The sequence below is a fragment of the Acinetobacter sp. YH12201 genome, assembly GCF_013418145.1.
Classification (GTDB): Bacteria; Pseudomonadota; Gammaproteobacteria; order Pseudomonadales; family Moraxellaceae; genus Acinetobacter.
Map to the genome: position 1 here is coordinate 1 of NZ_VPCP01000071.1, position 16,175 is coordinate 16,175.

The 16,175-nt window shown below is 53.4% G+C and carries 18 protein-coding genes and 3 pseudogenes; 11 read left to right on the forward strand and 10 right to left on the reverse strand.

Annotation, left to right across the window (positions count from 1 at the left end):
- The first annotated feature begins 457 nt into the window (after positions 1–457).
- A complete protein-coding gene (locus tag FTU91_RS12765; RefSeq protein WP_121775235.1) occupies positions 458–1,714 on the forward strand; it encodes a tyrosine-type recombinase/integrase in 1,257 nt (418 codons plus the stop codon).
- Here FTU91_RS12765 and FTU91_RS12770 read toward each other — a convergent pair.
- The 3 genes and pseudogenes from FTU91_RS12770 to FTU91_RS12780 all read right to left on the reverse strand — a co-directional run.
- Positions 1,704–1,979 carry an AlpA family transcriptional regulator gene (locus tag FTU91_RS12770; RefSeq protein ID WP_121775234.1) on the reverse strand — a complete coding sequence of 92 codons (276 nt, stop codon included), beginning with the start codon at positions 1,977–1,979 and terminating at the stop codon, positions 1,704–1,706. The two genes, FTU91_RS12765 and FTU91_RS12770, sit on opposite strands and share 11 nt — an antisense overlap.
- A gap of 13 nt (positions 1,980–1,992) precedes the next feature.
- Positions 1,993–2,229 (reverse strand): DUF2274 domain-containing protein, encoded by a 237-nt coding sequence (locus tag FTU91_RS12775; RefSeq protein ID WP_121775233.1) that lies wholly within the window; start codon positions 2,227–2,229, stop codon positions 1,993–1,995.
- A gap of 3 nt (positions 2,230–2,232) precedes the next feature.
- Positions 2,233–2,766: pseudogene (locus FTU91_RS12780) on the reverse strand (TrbI/VirB10 family protein); the annotation flags it as partial.
- 36 nt (positions 2,767–2,802) lie between these two features.
- Here FTU91_RS12780 and FTU91_RS12785 point away from each other — a divergent pair.
- The 7 genes from FTU91_RS12785 (at position 2,803) to FTU91_RS16655 (ending at position 6,186) form a co-directional block, all read left to right on the forward strand.
- A complete protein-coding gene (locus FTU91_RS12785; RefSeq protein ID WP_257221738.1) occupies positions 2,803–3,267 on the forward strand; it encodes a TrbM/KikA/MpfK family conjugal transfer protein in 465 nt (154 codons plus the stop codon).
- Positions 3,268–3,280: 13 nt separating this feature from the next.
- The gene (locus FTU91_RS12790; protein ID WP_011222088.1) at positions 3,281–3,916 is read left to right on the forward strand and encodes a transglycosylase SLT domain-containing protein; all 636 of its coding nucleotides are present in this window, start codon (positions 3,281–3,283) and stop codon (positions 3,914–3,916) included.
- A gap of 28 nt (positions 3,917–3,944) precedes the next feature.
- Positions 3,945–4,211, forward strand: a complete 267-nt coding sequence (locus tag FTU91_RS12795) for a hypothetical protein (protein WP_010890140.1) — start codon at positions 3,945–3,947, stop codon at positions 4,209–4,211.
- Positions 4,211–4,909, forward strand: a complete 699-nt coding sequence (locus FTU91_RS12800; RefSeq protein WP_011222089.1) for a TraX family protein — start codon at positions 4,211–4,213, stop codon at positions 4,907–4,909. The genes FTU91_RS12795 and FTU91_RS12800 overlap by 1 nt, the downstream gene beginning before the upstream one ends.
- 15 nt (positions 4,910–4,924) lie before the next feature.
- Positions 4,925–5,356, forward strand: a complete 432-nt coding sequence (locus FTU91_RS12805; protein WP_011222090.1) for an OmpA family protein — start codon at positions 4,925–4,927, stop codon at positions 5,354–5,356.
- A gap of 154 nt (positions 5,357–5,510) precedes the next feature.
- Complete coding sequence (locus tag FTU91_RS16650) at positions 5,511–5,930, forward strand: hypothetical protein (protein ID WP_257221735.1); 420 nt, start codon at positions 5,511–5,513, stop codon at positions 5,928–5,930.
- 43 nt (positions 5,931–5,973) lie between these two features.
- Positions 5,974–6,186, forward strand: coding sequence for a hypothetical protein (locus tag FTU91_RS16655; protein ID WP_257221736.1), 213 nt, complete (start codon positions 5,974–5,976; stop codon positions 6,184–6,186).
- Between the two features lies 1 nt (position 6,187).
- On the opposite strand, the gene FTU91_RS12815 is transcribed toward FTU91_RS16655, so the two are convergent.
- From FTU91_RS12815 to intI1, 4 genes and pseudogenes are all read right to left on the reverse strand, one after another.
- On the reverse strand, positions 6,188–6,847 hold the full coding sequence (locus FTU91_RS12815) for a recombinase family protein (protein WP_011222092.1): 660 nt from the start codon (positions 6,845–6,847) through the stop codon (positions 6,188–6,190).
- A 458-nt stretch (positions 6,848–7,305) separates the two neighbouring features.
- Positions 7,306–8,019: pseudogene (gene blaOXA / locus FTU91_RS12820) on the reverse strand (class D beta-lactamase); the annotation flags it as partial.
- A 294-nt stretch (positions 8,020–8,313) separates the two neighbouring features.
- The gene (locus FTU91_RS12825; RefSeq protein WP_011222094.1) at positions 8,314–8,937 is read right to left on the reverse strand and encodes a recombinase family protein; all 624 of its coding nucleotides are present in this window, start codon (positions 8,935–8,937) and stop codon (positions 8,314–8,316) included.
- Positions 8,938–9,298: 361 nt separating this feature from the next.
- The gene (gene intI1 / locus FTU91_RS12830) at positions 9,299–10,312 is read right to left on the reverse strand and encodes a class 1 integron integrase IntI1 (protein ID WP_000845039.1); all 1,014 of its coding nucleotides are present in this window, start codon (positions 10,310–10,312) and stop codon (positions 9,299–9,301) included.
- Positions 10,313–10,468: 156 nt separating this feature from the next.
- Here intI1 and dfrA1 point away from each other — a divergent pair, with 156 nt between their 5' ends.
- Entirely contained in the window at positions 10,469–10,942 is a 474-nt protein-coding gene (gene dfrA1 / locus FTU91_RS12835) for a trimethoprim-resistant dihydrofolate reductase DfrA1 (RefSeq protein WP_000777554.1), read from the forward strand.
- Positions 10,943–11,645: 703 nt separating this feature from the next.
- Positions 11,646–11,732, forward strand: a pseudogene (locus FTU91_RS12840) (SMR family transporter); the annotation flags it as partial.
- A gap of 53 nt (positions 11,733–11,785) precedes the next feature.
- On the opposite strand, the gene FTU91_RS12845 reads toward FTU91_RS12840, so the two are convergent.
- The 3 genes from FTU91_RS12845 to FTU91_RS12855 form a co-directional block, all read right to left on the reverse strand.
- Positions 11,786–12,490 carry an IS6-like element IS1008 family transposase gene (locus FTU91_RS12845; RefSeq protein ID WP_001067790.1) on the reverse strand — a complete coding sequence of 235 codons (705 nt, stop codon included), beginning with the start codon at positions 12,488–12,490 and terminating at the stop codon, positions 11,786–11,788.
- A gap of 1,133 nt (positions 12,491–13,623) precedes the next feature.
- On the reverse strand, positions 13,624–13,911 hold the full coding sequence (locus FTU91_RS12850) for a hypothetical protein (protein WP_000908082.1): 288 nt from the start codon (positions 13,909–13,911) through the stop codon (positions 13,624–13,626).
- Positions 13,912–13,913: 2 nt separating this feature from the next.
- Complete coding sequence (locus FTU91_RS12855; RefSeq protein WP_000585007.1) at positions 13,914–14,552, reverse strand: AAA family ATPase; 639 nt, start codon at positions 14,550–14,552, stop codon at positions 13,914–13,916.
- Positions 14,553–14,956: 404 nt separating this feature from the next.
- Here FTU91_RS12855 and repM point away from each other — a divergent pair, with 404 nt between their 5' ends.
- Positions 14,957–15,895 (forward strand): replication initiation protein RepM, encoded by a 939-nt coding sequence (gene repM, locus FTU91_RS12860; RefSeq protein ID WP_002046604.1) that lies wholly within the window; start codon positions 14,957–14,959, stop codon positions 15,893–15,895.
- Positions 15,896–16,175: the final 280 nt, after the last annotated feature.

The window sequence follows — 16,175 nt, forward strand, 5'->3', positions numbered from 1 at the left end:
GCGCTCAGTAGGCAATTTTTCAAAATATTGTTAAGCCTTTTCTGAGCATGGTATTTTTCATGGTATTACCAATTAGCAGGAAAATAAGCCATTGAATATAAAAGATAAAAATGTCTTGTTTACAATAAAGTGGGAATAATTCGGGCCTATCCGAACGCCGCCGGCGGCCGCCGATCACCGCACGCAAGTAACTGAAATCATTAATTAAATATACTGCCGTCTATCGCGGTCTATCGCGGGGCAAGCCTCGCAATAGACGGTATGGCTGACGGTATGGCGACTCTTGCCGCATCGCCAAAACGAATATACCGTCAGGGGTAAGAGAGCTTCTGACGGTATTTTTTCTGTCTTATTCCCTTGATAATAATAGGAAATTTGCCATTCAGGTAGGCCAATTTGGGCCTGACGGTATATCGGGCGGCTCTCAGGCGTTTTTGAACGATCTCGGAGGGTCGAAATGCTGACTGACGCTGGCATCAAAGCACTGAAGCCAAAGAATAAATTATATAAGGTCGTAGACCGTGACGGTATGTACGTCGTGGTCAATCCCTCGGGGGCGGTCGTGTTCCGGTATGACTACCGCCTCAACGGGCGTCGGGAGACTTTGACGCTGGGCCGCTACGGCGCTTCCGACCTGTCGCTGGCGCGGGCGCGCGAGAAACTGATCGACGCCAAGCGCGCCATACTTGAAGGACGGTCGCCCGCCCGAGAGAAGCAACGCGAGAAGCGCCGCATCAAAGAGGCAAAGAGCTTCGGCGAGTTTGGCGAACGCTGGTTGCTGGAGGCGAAGATGGCCGACAGCACCCGCGCGATGCGCCGCTCGATCTATGAGCGGGACATTCTTCCGACCTTTCGGAATCGTCTGCTGACGGAAATCAGCCCCGACGATCTCCGCGCCATGTGCGCCAAGGTGAAGGCACGGGGAGCCCCGGCAACAGCCGTCCACGTCCGCGACATTGTGAAGCTCGTTTATGCCTTCGCGATCCTGCACGGGGAAAAGGTGCCGAACCCGGCCGATGAGGTTGGGCCTGCCTCTATCGCGACCTTTGTTCCCAAAGACCGCTCGCTCTCGCCTGCTGAAATCCGGGTCATGCTCGGCCAGCTTGAGCATGTGCCGACGCTGCCGACGATCCGTCTCGGAATGAAGCTGTTCCTGCTCACCATGGTCCGAAAGAGCGAGCTACAGGATGCGACTTGGGATGAGGTCGATTTCGAGAACGCCGTCTGGTCGATTCCCAAGGAGCGGATGAAGCGATCCAAAGCGCACAACGTCTATCTTTCGGAGCAAGCAATCGACATTCTCATTGCGCTCAAGACCTGCGCCGGCAACTCAAAATATCTGCTGCCATCGCGCTACGACGCGGATGCACCCATGTCGCGGGCGACCTTCAACCGCATCACCACCGCTGTCGTCGTGCGGGCGAAGAAGGAGGGCTTGCCGCTCGAACCTTTCACGGTTCACGATCTGCGCCGGACAGGCTCCACGCTCCTGAACGAGCTGGGCTTCAATAGTGACTGGATCGAAAAGTGCTTGGCGCATGAGGATGGGCGCTCGTCCCGTGGCATCTACAACAAGGCTGAATACGAGCACCAGCGTCGCCATATGATGCAGGAATGGGCAAACCTCGTGGACGCTTGGGTAGCGGGCCAGAAATACGTTCCGACGCTCTATCCGCCGTCAATGGACCTTCTGGTCCCTGAGCCTAGCGTTTGACCGGCCGGAATTTCCTGAGCTTCACGTCAGGAGACGGCGCGCGTTTGACGGCATTCTTTCTGGAGGCTTGGCGACGTTCCTCAAGCCAAGCCTCCACTTCGGCCAAGTCCCAAACCACGCATCGGGCCGTCAGATAGAACCGTTGGGGAAAATCACCCCGTTGCTCCATATCGTAGATGGTAGTGTCGGCAAGTGGAACGAGTTCCCGGAGCTGGTGTCTGCGAATGGTCCGTTTCGACAGCGCGGATGGCGAATGATCCGTCATCTTACCTCCGTGCTCATGCCGACGACGCTTTGTCAGGCGCACGCCGCGCCTTGGCGAAACCGCGATCCGTGGCGATGAACCGCTCCAGCATGGGCACGATCAGCCTGACGGGATCGGCGGCGGGCCTGCCGGTTTCACGGGCCAGCACCTCGGCATAGGCGGCCAGATCGCGGTGAAGCGGCGCGGGTAGCTCCACCGTCACCTTGACGGGCTTGTCGTCGGGCAGCGGGCCGAGTTTCAGCTTGGTCATGGGTCAACCTCCTGCGTTCTCGAATACCAGATCGCGGGTCACGATTACCCTGACCGGGAAGCCGGGCCGGATGGTCAGCGTTGGGGCGACCTGTAGCTGGCGCTGGATGATCTGCTGGCCTGCCTGATTGATAGTGTCCTGCGCGCCGTCGCGGATGGCGCGGATCAGCCGGTCCTCGTCGCTGGTCGCCAGCTCCGTGCCGACCGCGAGCAGCGTGGACAGCCCTGCGGCCTTCATCAGATCCCACCAATGGTAGTCAACACCGTCCTCAAGGCCGGCATAGCCGCTGGCGTCCGCGCCCGGCAGGCGCTCAAGGACGATGGAACGGCCGCCCGGCAGGATCAGGCGGTTCCACACCAAGAGCACCCTGCGCTGGCCGAAGGTCACGCCGTCATCGTATTGGCCGATGATGCGCGTTCCCTGCGGGATCAGGAGCAGCGAGCCGGTGGGACTGTCATAAACGTTCTCCGTCACCTGCGCGGTGATCTGGCCGGGAAGGTCGGAACGGATGCCGGTGACGAGCGCGGCGGGGATCACGGTGACACGCGCCTGGCCTGCGAGGCGATCCTGTGCCTGTCGTCGGGCACGCGCCCGAGCGAATGCACGCCTTCGCTGTCGCGGTACTTCAACATCACGAAGCGCAAGCTCTCGGACACGATCCGCGCCCGCCTGAACTTCCTCCAGCTTTGCCCGGTGGCGAGCCAGACGCCCGAAATGCAGTCGCTCGTGTCGGCGATCTCGCGCGGCGCTGGCCGTTGCGACGCGCAGTCGCTGAACTCGACGTTGATGATGTGGACGGGCGGCTACGACGATGGGCGCACGTACATCAGCAACCAGTTGCCGGACTACTGCGGGGCCTACACCGGCCACGCCTACACCGACTTCGCCAGCAGCGGCACGCTGCCGCGCTATGTCGGGACGCCAGAGCGGGGAGGGTATTGGGTCGAAGCGCGCGACTATGACCGCGCCTTGGCCGAGTACAACGAACGCATCCGGCGCGAGGACGAAGAGCGCCGCCGTCAGTCCTGGCTGAACTGAGGGAGGGGAGGGCATGCCGTTCTTCGCCGATCTGCCGCCGCAGCTCCAGGAGCGTGTCGTCTGCTCGATCTCGGCCGCCGTCAAGTACGAGGTGCCGGTCAACATCGTGTTGGCCGTCGCCGAGAAAGAGGGCGGCAAGCCGGGCCAGTGGGTGCGCAACTCGAATGGCACGCATGACGTTGGCCCGATGCAGTTCAACACTGCGTACCTGGGCGACCTGGCCCGGTACGGCATCACGGCGAACGATGTGGCGGCTGCCGGCTGCTACTCGTTCGACCTGGCCGCCTGGCGGCTGCGGATGCACATCCGCAACGACAAGGGCGACCTCTGGACGAAGGCGGCGAACTACCACTCGCGCACGCCGCAGTACAACGCGGTGTACCGGGCCGACCTGATGCGCAAGGCGTCGAAGTGGGCCGATTGGCTCGAAGCTCGGTTCGTCACGCTCGACGTGACGAAGGCAGGGGCCACCCCCTCGACGCCCAGCCAGCCCGCGACGATGGCCCAGCGGGCGACGCCGGCGGCCAGGCCGGCACCAGCACCCCAGCAGGCCGCCCCAGCGGCCGCAGCAGCTCGCAGCGTGTCGGTGGCCGGCTACGTGCCCCGCACGGTGTCTTTCAACACTTCACGCGAGGGGTCGGCCGAGTAGGCCGGTTCTTCCGATTTAGCGGCTAAACATGGACAAATTCCACGCCTTCATGATGCGGTACACGCTGGGCGTCGGCCGGTTGCTTCAAGCCTATTGCAAGTGGGCGGAAGGGCAGGCCAAGAACCAGCTCGATTTGCTTCTGCTGGGCCTCGGCCCGATCTTCGCCTTGGGCCTTCTGCTGTGGGCGCTGCCGGCGTGGATCGGCAAGCCCATCGCCTTCGTGCTCTCGCTGCCCGCGCTCTACATCATCTTCCTGGTGCTGCGTGCCTACGCCATTCGCGGGGGCCGGCGCTGATGAAGGCCCTGCGGATTCCTGATGGAACCGTCGAAGCGTTGAAGTGGCTCGCGCTGGTTCTCATGACCGGCGATCACGTCAACAAGTACCTGTTCAACGCGACGCTGCCGGTGCTGTTCGAGGCCGGCCGCGTCGCGCTCCCCCTTTTCGTGTTCGTCCTGGCCTACAACCTGGCGCGGCCGGGCACGCTCGAACGCGGTGTGTACGGCCGCACCATGTCGCGCCTGGCTGTGTTCGGCGCGCTGGCCTCGGTGCCCTTCGTGGCGCTCGGTGGCCTGTACGCCGGTTGGTGGCCCCTCAACGTGATGTTCACGCTGCTGGTCGTCACGGCCACGGCCTACCTGGTCGAACGTGGCGGCAAGCTGCACCTGGCGGCCGCCGGCGTCGTGTTCCTTGTCGGCGGCAGCTCGGTCGAATACTGGTGGCCGGCCGTGGCCTTCGGCCTGGCCGTGTGGTCGTACACGCGCCGGCCGAGCTGGTCCGCCGCGGCGGTCGCGGTGCTGGCCTGCGCGGCCCTGTGGTTCATCAATCGCAACCTGTGGGCCTTGGCGGCCCTGCCGGTGCTCTTCCTGGCCTCGCGTGTCGATGTGCGCGTGCCGCGCCTGCGCTGGGCCTTCTACGCCTATTACCCGCTGCACCTGGCCGCGCTCTGGTTGATCCGTATCCCCATGAGCAAGGCCGGCTACCTGTTCTTCTGATTGGAGTCCTGCCCCATGCGAAAACCCGTTCTTCTGGCCCTCTCTATGGCGTTCCTGGTCAGCGCGCAAAGCGCCCTGGCCGCCGGCGACGCCGGCAACTTCGGTACGCCGATCAAGTCGGGCGTCTCGGTGTCCTTCCCCGACAGCAGCGCGACATTCCAGCCCACGCCCGAGGCGCTGGAGCTGCTGGCCGACGCCAGGAACGCGGCGATCATCTACATCAGCGGGCGCACCAGCACGTTACGGCCCAGCGCGGCCGACGAGGCCCTTGCGCTGCGCCGCGCGCTCTCTGCCAGGTCGTACCTGGTGGCGCGTGGCGTGTCGCCGCTCAAGATCATGGTGAACTTCGCATCGGCGGCCGACTTCGTGGCCGACAACTCGACGGCCGAGGGCCGGCGAGAGAACCAGCGCGTGGACATTGAGGTGGTCTACATCCCGACCTACTGAGCGATCCGGCATCGCCATTCCTGGCGGTGCTGCAGGTCGCTCCAGCAGCGTCGCATCGTCGGCTCTGACGATGCAGGCCCGGCCGGCTTCCCTTGACAGCATCGCCATTTCTGACGATGCTGGCCAAGTCCCGATTTACTCCAGGAAGAAGGCCATGAGATACCCCGGCGGCAAGGGCGGTGCCGGCGTCTACCAGACGATCATCAACAACATCCCGCCTCACGACACGTACATCGAAACGCACCTGGGCGGCGGCAACATCCTGGAGCGCAAGCGGCCCGCTGCCCGCAGCGTCGGCATCGACGTTGATCCCGAGGTGATCGAAGTCTGGCGGCAGCTCGACGTGCCCGGCCTGGAGCTGCACCACGGCGACGCCGTGGCCTGGCTGGAGTCCCACCCGTTCACCGGCACCGAGTTCGTCTACGTCGATCCGCCCTACGTGATGGACAGCCGACGCGGCGGCAAGCTCTACCGCCACGAATACGACGACGCCGACCACGTGCGCCTGCTCGACGTGCTGGCCGGCCTGCCGTGCGCGGTGATGGTGTCGGGCTGTCAGCTCAACAATCTATGACAGCTCTCCCTTGGCGTCATGGAGAACCATCGACTTCAACGCGATGACACGCGGCGGCATCGCCATTGAACGGCTCTGGATGAACTATCCCGAGCCGGCCGAGCTGCACGATCTGCGCTACCTCGGCAGCAACTTCCGCGAGCGCGAGCGCATCAAGCGTAAGAAAGCCCGCTGGCAAGCGAAGCTCGCCAAGCTCGACCCGCTGGAGCGGGCGGCGATCATGGAATGCCTGCGCGAGCTGGAGGCGGCCGAGTAGGTCACGCCTGCGCCTGGTTGTGCAGCGCCCATATGCGCTTGACCTGGCTTTCACTGCACCCGGCCAGCCTGGCCGTCTCTGGAATGCTGTGGCCTGCGGTGCGCAGCGCCACAATGCGTTCATGCACCTTCGTGTTGGCCTTGCGGCCGGTGTAGCGGCCGGCGTCCTTCGCCAGCTCGACGCCCTGCCGCTGCCGCTCGCGGCGATCCTCGTAGTCGTCGCGGGCCATCTGCAACGCCAGCTTCAAAAGCATGTCCTGGATCGACTCCAGCACCACCTTTGCCACGCCCTTCGCCTCGGCGGCCAGGTCGGATAGATCGACCACGCCAGGGACAGCCAGGCGCGCGCCCTGGGCGCGGATCGAGGCCACGAGGCGTTCGGCCTCGGGCAGCGGTAGGCGGCTGATGCGGTCGATCTTCTCCGCAACGACGACTTCACCGGGTTGCAGGTCGCCGATCATGCGCAGCAGCTCGGCGCGATCGGCGCGAGCGCCCGAAGCCTTCTCACGGTAGATGCCGGCGACGTAGAAGCCGGCGGCCCTGGTGCTCTCCACGATGGCGGCCTGCCTGGTCAAGTCCTGCTCGTCGGTGCTGACGCGCAAGTAGATGCGCGCGACCTTGAAGGCGACGCCGGCGGCCTGGTGCTCGGTCGGCGTCCGCATGATGCGGTCGGCACCTTCGACCAGGCCATCGCCGCCGACGCGCAGCGGTGGCGTCTTGGCGAGCGCCTGGCGCGCTGCGCGTGACTGGCGCGGCATGGCCGCGATCTGTGTTTCCTGGGCGGTGCGCGGCGTGATGATCGCGCTGCGCTTCGCCTTGGTCTTGCCTGGGAAGTAGCCGTTGCGGCTGGTCATGGGTTCCTCCGGTCATTTTGGGTATACGCAAAGTGTCCGGTCATGCTACCCCCGGCCAAAAAGGCCGTCATGCGGTTTATCTGTCGTTTTCAGAAGACGGCTGCGCCAAATGTCAGAAGCCGAATGCACTACAGCAGCAAAGGGGGTTGAACCCATCAGGGAATGACGGGCGGCAGGCGGCCAGGAGCGGGCCTTCGCAACGGTCCGCTTCCGCACCCAAATCAAGCTCAGGCCTGGGGCGGACATCGGCTCTTCGCACCAATGTATTAACTCTGCGGCAATGCGTCGATGGATCGCAGAATATTCCGTGCGATGTCGACACGCTTTGGGAGGTCGTCCAATCTATTTGGAGTATCAATATTCAGGGCGAAAAACACTGGCCCGGTCGGCCATTCAACCCAACCGACCCACCAGCCAATCTTGCCACTCCATCCAGTTTTTGCACGGAGGATCCAGTCCTTGCCTGCCTCGTTGATCATCACGTCTTTGACCAGACGCTGGTGGTCGATACGAAAGGGTAGCTCGTTGCGATAGAGCAAGCGCAAGAAGGAGATCTGTTCATAGGCCGAGATTTTCAAGTCGCCTTCGACCCAGAAGGGTGCTTCGCCTGTAGCGACTGCGTTGCCGTACTTGATTCGTTGCAAGTAAGCTGTCTCACGCTTCGTCCCTATCTGCATGGCAAATCGCTCGTACACCCAGACAGTAGAGTTGCGCATTGCGGAGCGCAGATCCTGATCTGCGTTCCACGCCTCAGGAGAACGTTTGACACCGTCCCAGGGAATCTGCTGGAACTCGTCACGGAGGACACCGGCATCTAGGGCAAACAAGCTGTGGGGAACCTTGAAGGTGGACGCAGGCGTATAGCGCCGCTCAGCACGCTCTGCGTCATACACAAAAGTTGCCTCGCGTCCGCGGCGGGCATCAACCACAACAATCGTGCCGCGTGCGGCGGCCTCGGCGAAGAATTTGGACCAGTCGGCCCGGTTCTGAAGGTCTCCTGCAGCCAGCGCCTTGGATCCAAAGAAAATGGGCAGGGCGGAGAGGATGAGGTTTCGTCGATTCATGAACAGATTTTACTGAGGCCGATCAGGATCTTTTCTGTTTGGGCATGCACGCACTTTGAATAGTGCTTCACGGAGGCGTACATGGTTTCCTCTAGTATCAACATTGAACAGCTGCTTTCCGGTCATGAGGTAGGTGCAAGGTCTGCATAGGGTCGACACCGGCAATCGGATCGTTGCCGCACTGAACAGCCTCGTTCCAGGTCGCCGCTACTATGCGGCTGAACCTCGGGAGAGCAGCTTTACGCCGTCTGGTCGCAGCTCTCCCTTGGGTGACACATGCCGGTAGAGCGTCTGCCGGGTAATCCCCAGTTCTTCGCAGAGATCGCCCACCTTGGTTTCCGGTTGCCCCATGCTGGCCATCGCCAGGCGTAGCTTGGCGGCGGTCATCTTGAAGGGGCGCCCCCCTTTCCTGCCGCGAGCGCGCGCCGAGACAAGCCCGGCGACCGTTCGCTCGGAAATCAACTCCCGCTCGAACTCTGCCAGCGCAGCAAAAATGCCGAACACAAGCTTGCCGGCGGCAGTCGTCGTGTCGACCGCTGCACCGTGACCGGTCAGGACCTTCAGTCCCACGCTACGCGCAGTCAGGTCGTGCACGGTATTGATCAGGTGGCGCAGATCGCGGCCGAGCCGATCGAGCTTCCATACGATCAGCGTATCCCCTTCACGAAGCGCCTTCAGGCAAGCAGCCAACCCTGGGCGATCATCGCGTCGGCCTGATGCCAGATCCTCGTAGAGATGGGCAGGACTCACGCCGGCGCCGATGAGCGCATCGCGCTGCAAATTGGTGGATTGGGATCCGTCCGCTTTCGACACCCGCATATAGCCGATCAACATCTCTTCGCCTGTCACATATACGTTCGATTATGTGACAGTGTGAGCCAGAACGTGCCGGTCGTCAAAAATTGTCACTTAACCCGTAATTCTGTCTAAGGCATACAAAGGGTGTTTATGGTTAGTAAAGTGACGGCGCAAGACAGCATCGTGCAGGGGACTTGTCGTTTTCAGAAGACGGCTGCACTGAACGTCAGAAGCCGACTGCACTATAGCAGCGGAGGGGTTGGATCCATCAGGCAACGACGGGCTGCTGCCGGCCATCAGCGGACGCAGGGAGGACTTTCCGCAACCGGCCGTTCGATGCGGCACCGATGGCCTTCGCGCAGGGGTAGTGAATCCGCCAGGATTGACTTGCGCTGCCCTACCTCTCACTAGTGAGGGGCGGCAGCGCATCAAGCGGTGAGCGCACTCCGGCACCGCCAACTTTCAGCACATGCGTGTAAATCATCGTCGTAGAGACGTCGGAATGGCCGAGCAGATCCTGCACGGTTCGAATGTCGTAACCGCTGCGGAGCAAGGCCGTCGCGAACGAGTGGCGGAGGGTGTGCGGTGTGGCGGGCTTCGTGATGCCTGCTTGTTCTACGGCACGTTTGAAGGCGCGCTGAAAGGTCTGGTCATACATGTGATGGCGACGCACGACACCGCTCCGTGGATCGGTCGAATGCGTGTGCTGCGCAAAAACCCAGAACCACGGCCAGGAATGCCCGGCGCGCGGATACTTCCGCTCAAGGGCGTCGGGAAGCGCAACGCCGCTGCGGCCCTCGGCCTGGTCCTTCAGCCACCATGCCCGTGCACGCGACAGCTGCTCGCGCAGGCTGGGTGCCAAGCTCTCGGGTAACATCAAGGCCCGATCCTTGGAGCCCTTGCCCTCCCGCACGATGATCGTGCCGTGATCGAAATCCAGATCCTTGACCCGCAGTTGCAAACCCTCACTGATCCGCATGCCCGTTCCATACAGAAGCTGGGCGAACAAACGATGCTCGCCTTCCAGAAAACCGAGGATGCGAACCACTTCATCCGGGGTCAGCACCACCGGCAAGCGCCGCGACGGCCGAGGTCTTCCGATCTCCTGAAGCCAGGGCAGATCCGTGCACAGCACCTTGCCGTAGAAGAACAGCAAGGCCGCCAATGCCTGACGATGCGTGGAGACCGAAACCTTGCGCTCGTTCGCCAGCCAGGACAGAAATGCCTCGACTTCGCTGCTGCCCAAGGTTGCCGGGTGACGCACACCGTGGAAACGGATGAAGGCACGAACCCAGTGGACATAAGCCTGTTCGGTTGGTAAGCTGTAATGCAAGTAGCGTATGCGCTCACGCAACTGGTCCAGAACCTTGACCGAACGCAGCGGTGGTAACGGCGCAGTGGCGGTTTTCATGGCTTGTTATGACTGTTTTTTTGTACAGTCTATGCCTCGGGCATCCAAGCAGCAAGCGCGTTACGCCGTGGGTCGATGTTTGATGTTATGGAGCAGCAACGATGTTACGCAGCAGGGCAGTCGCCCTAAAACAAAGTTAACCTCTGAGGAAGAATTGTGAAACTATCACTAATGGTAGCTATATCGAAGAATGGAGTTATCGGGAATGGCCCTGATATTCCATGGAGTGCCAAAGGTGAACAGCTCCTGTTTAAAGCTATTACCTATAACCAATGGCTGTTGGTTGGACGCAAGACTTTTGAATCAATGGGAGCATTACCCAACCGAAAGTATGCGGTCGTAACACGTTCAAGTTTTACATCTGACAATGAGAACGTATTGATCTTTCCATCAATTAAAGATGCTTTAACCAACCTAAAGAAAATAACGGATCATGTCATTGTTTCAGGTGGTGGGGAGATATACAAAAGCCTGATCGATCAAGTAGATACACTACATATATCTACAATAGACATCGAGCCGGAAGGTGATGTTTACTTTCCTGAAATCCCCAGCAATTTTAGGCCAGTTTTTACCCAAGACTTCGCCTCTAACATAAATTATAGTTACCAAATCTGGCAAAAGGGTTAACAAGTGGCAGCAACGGATTCGCAAACCTGTCACGCCTTTTGTACCAAAAGCCGCGCCAGGTTTGCGATCCGCTGTGCCAGGCGTTAAGGCTACATGAAAATCGTACATTACGAAGCGAATGCACCATGGATAGGAAGAATGAAATGCCCAAACCCAAAGTGTGGGAAGGAAACTCCTGCCTGGCAATCGAGCGGCATGAGCGACAGTTGCCCGCATTTTTTCTGTGATACTTGCTCGAATGTAATCCATAGAGAGCAGGACCATGCATTACTGTATGAAAATGAAATCAATCAAGAGCTCTTGGATCGAATAGCAGCAACTCTTCCAGATTGCCCTTGCGGGGGTAGGTTTGTTCCTGGTGCAAACCCAAAGTGTCCGAGTTGCAAGACCGAGTACGTGCACCAATGGGATGCAGTGAAAAGGTTGAATGTACCTTTTATGCCAATCTTGGATGGTTCCTGCTTGATTCGAGATAGGCTGTATTCGTATGAAGTATGCATTGGTTCTAAACCAAAATACTGGTGGCGTTTGTTCACAAATGCCTTAACAAGTTTAGGCAAGGGACGCTCCTGACGTCGCGCCCCTGCTAAAAGCGTTAGATGCACTAAGCACATAATTGCTCACAGCCAAACTATCAGGTCAAGTCTGCTTTTATTATTTTTAAGCGTGCATAATAAGCCCTACACAAATTGGGAGATATATCATGAAAGGCTGGCTTTTTCTTGTTATCGCAATAGTTGGCGAAGTAATCGCAACATCCGCATTAAAATCTAGCGAGGGCTTTACTAAGCGGCACTGTTGCAAATAGAGATTTGATTCGATGAAGTTCCTTTTTAAAAGTGCTTAGAGACCGAAAACCCTGTTGATTAGACACACTTCACCTTGAGGCTGACCATAATAAAATGACGATGCTTGTCCTTTACGTAGTGCACGCATGACTTCAATACCTTTAATTGTGGCATAAGCCGTCTTCATAGATTTGAATCCTAATGTGGCCCTGATGATCCGCTTTAACTTACCATGATCACATTCAATGACATTATTTTTATACTTAATCTGCCTGTGCTCAATATCTACTGGACATTTTCCTTCTCGCTTTAACCGTGATAAAGCATGGCCATAGGTCGCTGCTTTATCTGTATTGATGACCCGTGGAATTTGCCATTTTTTCACCGTATTGAAGATTTTTCCTAAAAAACAATAGGCTGATTTACTGTTCCGTCTAGCGGAAAGGTAAAAGTCAATCGTATGACCACGTTGATCAACTGCACGATACAGGTAAGTCCATCGCCCCTTCACTTTGATATAAGTCTCATCCATATGCCATGAATGTAAATCTGTAGGATTACGCCAATACCAGCGTAAGCGTTTTTCCATTTCTGGAGCATAACGCTGAACCCAACGATAAATTGTGGTGTGGTCAACATTCACACCCCGTTCAGCGAGCATTTCTTGAAGTTCACGATAGCTGATGCCATATTTACAATACCAACGAACAGCCCAAAGAATGATTTCACCTTGAAAGTGCCGACCATGGAAGGGATTCATCTGCTGTATCTCGAAATAAATAAGATATTTAGCTTATCATGTCAGCCTATTTGCAACAGTGCCATATATTCGCCTTTTGGATGGAGAACAAGCTCTGCACCACCAAAGCCCACATTTATTACATTGCCTTACCCTGCAACGTTTAATCCATCCATTACAGCAATACTACCCGTTCACATTACTTTATCTCGGCTGATAATCAGCGCAGTAACTTTAGCCAATCTCGCTGCAATTTCCATGTCAGGAATTTGTCCACTTATTCCAATGATGATGAGAACTGCAGCATTGACTTAGATCGCCAGTGCTCAGTACTGGCCATCATGTAGCTTTTATCGCTTTAGCGCCTTAACTTATTTAAGTGGCGTAACTTGCATAACTTATGCATCCTATTTAAGTGATGTAAGTTATAGTATTCCGTGTCAGGAATCTGTCTACTTATCAGCGTCCGCGGAACTGCAGGATTTCTGGTTTTGTTGTTCGCAACGAGGGCTAATTCTGGAGTTCCGTATAAGGCATAATCAATAACGACGCCTGATGCGAACATAGCGATTGGGCTGAAACGGAAGGTATCAGGAGCAATCGCTTTGGCAGAATTCCCCAAGGTGCTCACAATAAGATTCACATTGATGAAATCTGGCTTTCTACTCAGCCCATGGATATGCGAGCAGTTACTTATACTGCTCTTTCTCATGTCCTAAAAGCCTTTGACCATGTCAAATCGCAACATTGAGGTTATCTTGTTTTGGAATAAGCGTGGTCATTGTATGAAAGTGTTGATATATGATGGACTGGGTATTCAAAGCTCTACGGTTGGAACAAGCAACATTTCACTGGACTCAAACTCATCATAGTGAAACAATTACAAGCATTGATTCAGAGTTTCGCTTGATAAAGAATTTGACAATGTGCATCAAACATCATGACATCAATTCAGTCAGCCAAGCTGAATAGCCTAGATCCGTGTCTGTGCAGAAAAGGACGCCTTCATATAAAATAACTCAAATAGATAAATTACCACCACACTGCTAGAGCCTGAGCTGAATTTAAAAATATCTATAGGGTTCACCGGGGACTTACAGTAAATTTAACTTGGATAAAAAATATCCCCCTTAAAAAAGTGGGATATTTTTAATTTATTTATTTAATATTTCTTTTAATTCATCTGCACTATATGTCGATAAATTTTCTATAGCTGCTCGAACAATACTTGAACGATTTATTCTTGCATTTTGCCCTTTTACAACCAGCTCATCAATTAGTTTACTAATATCTTCATTGAGAGAAAAAGTGTAACGAATAAATTTTTTTTCACTTGATTCTAAAGCCTTTACCCTCTTTTCTGCACCAGATATAAATGCATCTAACATTTTATCTTGTTCAGTAGGTTCAGGTTTTTTGTTTAGCCCAGTTAAACCAGCCATAGTTATACTCCTAAAAACTCTCTTGCAATACTTTCAATTTCAGCTTTCGCTTTAGGATCACTATTTACTTCAAAAACCGAAAGCCCATTTTCATCTGCATCATCATAAACATTTCGATTTGTTGTGATTGAATTCAATGCATCAATACCAAATGATTTGCATGCCTCTTTTGCATCTAAAATTCTTTGAACTTGAGAAGGAAGAGTTGGACACTGAGTAATAATTGCTCTAGCTTTCAGATTTGGATTTACTGTCTTTGCTAATTTTAAAACTTGTTCCATATGATCTAAAGTTTTTAGATCTCTTCGTTTGGGTCTAAACGGCAATAACATATGTGTAGCTATAGTCATTGCTGAACGTAATGCTTCAGAATCCTGTCCACCTGCATCAATGATAATATCTTGGTATCTTTTATCTAAATCTTTTAAAACTGAACGTATATTCCCTGATGCTTGTACTGATGGAATATTATTTAATTCATCGTTTTCATCTCTTTCTTTGACCCAATCTGTTGTTGTTCCTTGAGGGTCAGCATCTAATAAGAGGACGTCTCTTTGACTTTGTTGTAAGTAAACTGCAAGATTTTGAGCTAAACAGCTTTTACCAGCACCGCCTTTTTCACCACCAACTAAGATAATCATAATTTATGTAAGTTACGTAAGTTTGTTTGTGTATAATTTAACGGTGATTTATGAAGTAATCAACTATCATGAAAAAAAAAATTAAAAAAAAAGTTATCCACAAAAGAATGGTCTTTTTGAATTTATATATATTTATTTAAATTTATTATTTATATCTCTGCTCAAAGCTTGACTAGCAAAGGGATACAGGAAGTATATGTTGACAAATTCCTACCAATAAGTTGACTTTTTCCTGTTTCTGAGTTGACATATTCCTACCAATAAGTTGACTTTTTCCTGTTTCTAAGTTGACAAATTCTGTGCATAAGTTGACAAATTCTTTTATTAAAAATACTTTCATTTGTGGACGTTAAGTAGTATTGTCAATATATCTATTTATAACATTTTCCTTAATATATCTTCCTATGAGTAACATAGTATATAAAGATAATAATTTGGTTGAAGCATCGTATTCACTAAATCTATCTGAGCAAAGGCTAATATTAATTGCGATCATTGCTGCTCGAGAAATTGAGAAAGAACTTACTTCTGATACTATACTTACGATTCATGCTTCTGAATACATGAAACAGTTTAATTTAGGACGTCAAGCATCTTATGAAGCGTTACAATCTGCATGTGATAATCTTTTTGAACGGCATTTGAATTATAAAGCAGTAGATCCTATAACTGGAAAAATAGGAATATACAAAAGTAGGTGGGTTTCAAAAGTTGGTTATGTTAAGGAAGAGGGATGCGTCCAACTAATTTTTGCACCAGATATTATCCCCTTATTTGTAAAACTTGAAGAAAAGTTCACAAGATATGAACTTAAACAAATCTCACCACTTACAAGCATTTATGCTATTCGCCTGTATGAGTTACTCATACGTTGGAGATCAACTGGTAAGTTATATATTTCTATAGATGAGCTTAGATCAAAACTCGGATTGATAGAAGATGAATATAAAAAGATGGGAGACTTTAAAAAAAGGGTTCTTACCGTAGCTTTAAATCAAATTAACAAATTTACGGATATTACTGTTTCTTATATACAAAAAAAGGAGGGAAGAAATATTTCAGAATTACATTTCATGTTTGAAGAAAAAGAACAAAATAAAACGAGTACAAGTGCTCCTTTAGAGCCAACTTATAAATTGACAGCTAAGCAATGTATATTCTTTGCTAAAAAGCTATGTGATATTACTAACTATCCAAAATTTGGTAATGATTTCGCACATCGTGGAGAGACTCTAGAAGACTTTCAGGAAAGGATATCAAGTGATCTTCTTGATAGCGATAATGTTAGAAAGTATTTTTCTTATTTGTTAGAAGTTGGTTATGCTCCTAAATACAAGAAGTAACCCTTTAGTTAATTGTCACTTTAAACAAAAGACCACGCCCTCTCATACTAAGTTTTTAATTAAGATTGCTTTCATGTGATTTTAATATGAATTAGCATAAGTTACATAACTTATGCTGGTTAAGTAACCACCTATCCTGCCTTTATAATTTATTGCTGCAGTTCTCATCATCATTGGAATAAGTGGACAAATTCCTGACATGGAAATTGCAGCGAGATTGGCTAAAGTTACTGCGCTGATTATCAGCCGAGATGTCGTTATTGATTATGCCTTATACGGA

Coding starts and splice junctions, on each gene's coding strand:
- FTU91_RS12765 (WP_121775235.1), top strand. CDS start 458: ATGCTGACTGACGCTGGCATCAAAGCACTGAAGCCAAAGAATAAATTA.
- FTU91_RS12770 (WP_121775234.1), bottom strand. CDS start 1,979: ATGACGGATCATTCGCCATCCGCGCTGTCGAAACGGACCATTCGCAGA.
- FTU91_RS12775 (WP_121775233.1), bottom strand. CDS start 2,229: ATGACCAAGCTGAAACTCGGCCCGCTGCCCGACGACAAGCCCGTCAAG.
- FTU91_RS12790 (WP_011222088.1), top strand. CDS start 3,281: ATGCCGTTCTTCGCCGATCTGCCGCCGCAGCTCCAGGAGCGTGTCGTC.
- FTU91_RS12795 (WP_010890140.1), top strand. CDS start 3,945: ATGGACAAATTCCACGCCTTCATGATGCGGTACACGCTGGGCGTCGGC.
- FTU91_RS12800 (WP_011222089.1), top strand. CDS start 4,211: ATGAAGGCCCTGCGGATTCCTGATGGAACCGTCGAAGCGTTGAAGTGG.
- FTU91_RS12805 (WP_011222090.1), top strand. CDS start 4,925: ATGCGAAAACCCGTTCTTCTGGCCCTCTCTATGGCGTTCCTGGTCAGC.
- FTU91_RS16650 (WP_257221735.1), top strand. CDS start 5,511: ATGAGATACCCCGGCGGCAAGGGCGGTGCCGGCGTCTACCAGACGATC.
- FTU91_RS16655 (WP_257221736.1), top strand. CDS start 5,974: ATGACACGCGGCGGCATCGCCATTGAACGGCTCTGGATGAACTATCCC.
- FTU91_RS12815 (WP_011222092.1), bottom strand. CDS start 6,847: ATGCGGACGCCGACCGAGCACCAGGCCGCCGGCGTCGCCTTCAAGGTC.
- FTU91_RS12825 (WP_011222094.1), bottom strand. CDS start 8,937: ATGTTGATCGGCTATATGCGGGTGTCGAAAGCGGACGGATCCCAATCC.
- intI1 (WP_000845039.1), bottom strand. CDS start 10,312: ATGAAAACCGCCACTGCGCCGTTACCACCGCTGCGTTCGGTCAAGGTT.
- FTU91_RS12845 (WP_001067790.1), bottom strand. CDS start 12,490: ATGAATCCCTTCCATGGTCGGCACTTTCAAGGTGAAATCATTCTTTGG.
- FTU91_RS12850 (WP_000908082.1), bottom strand. CDS start 13,911: ATGGCTGGTTTAACTGGGCTAAACAAAAAACCTGAACCTACTGAACAA.
- FTU91_RS12855 (WP_000585007.1), bottom strand. CDS start 14,552: ATGATTATCTTAGTTGGTGGTGAAAAAGGCGGTGCTGGTAAAAGCTGT.
- repM (WP_002046604.1), top strand. CDS start 14,957: ATGAGTAACATAGTATATAAAGATAATAATTTGGTTGAAGCATCGTAT.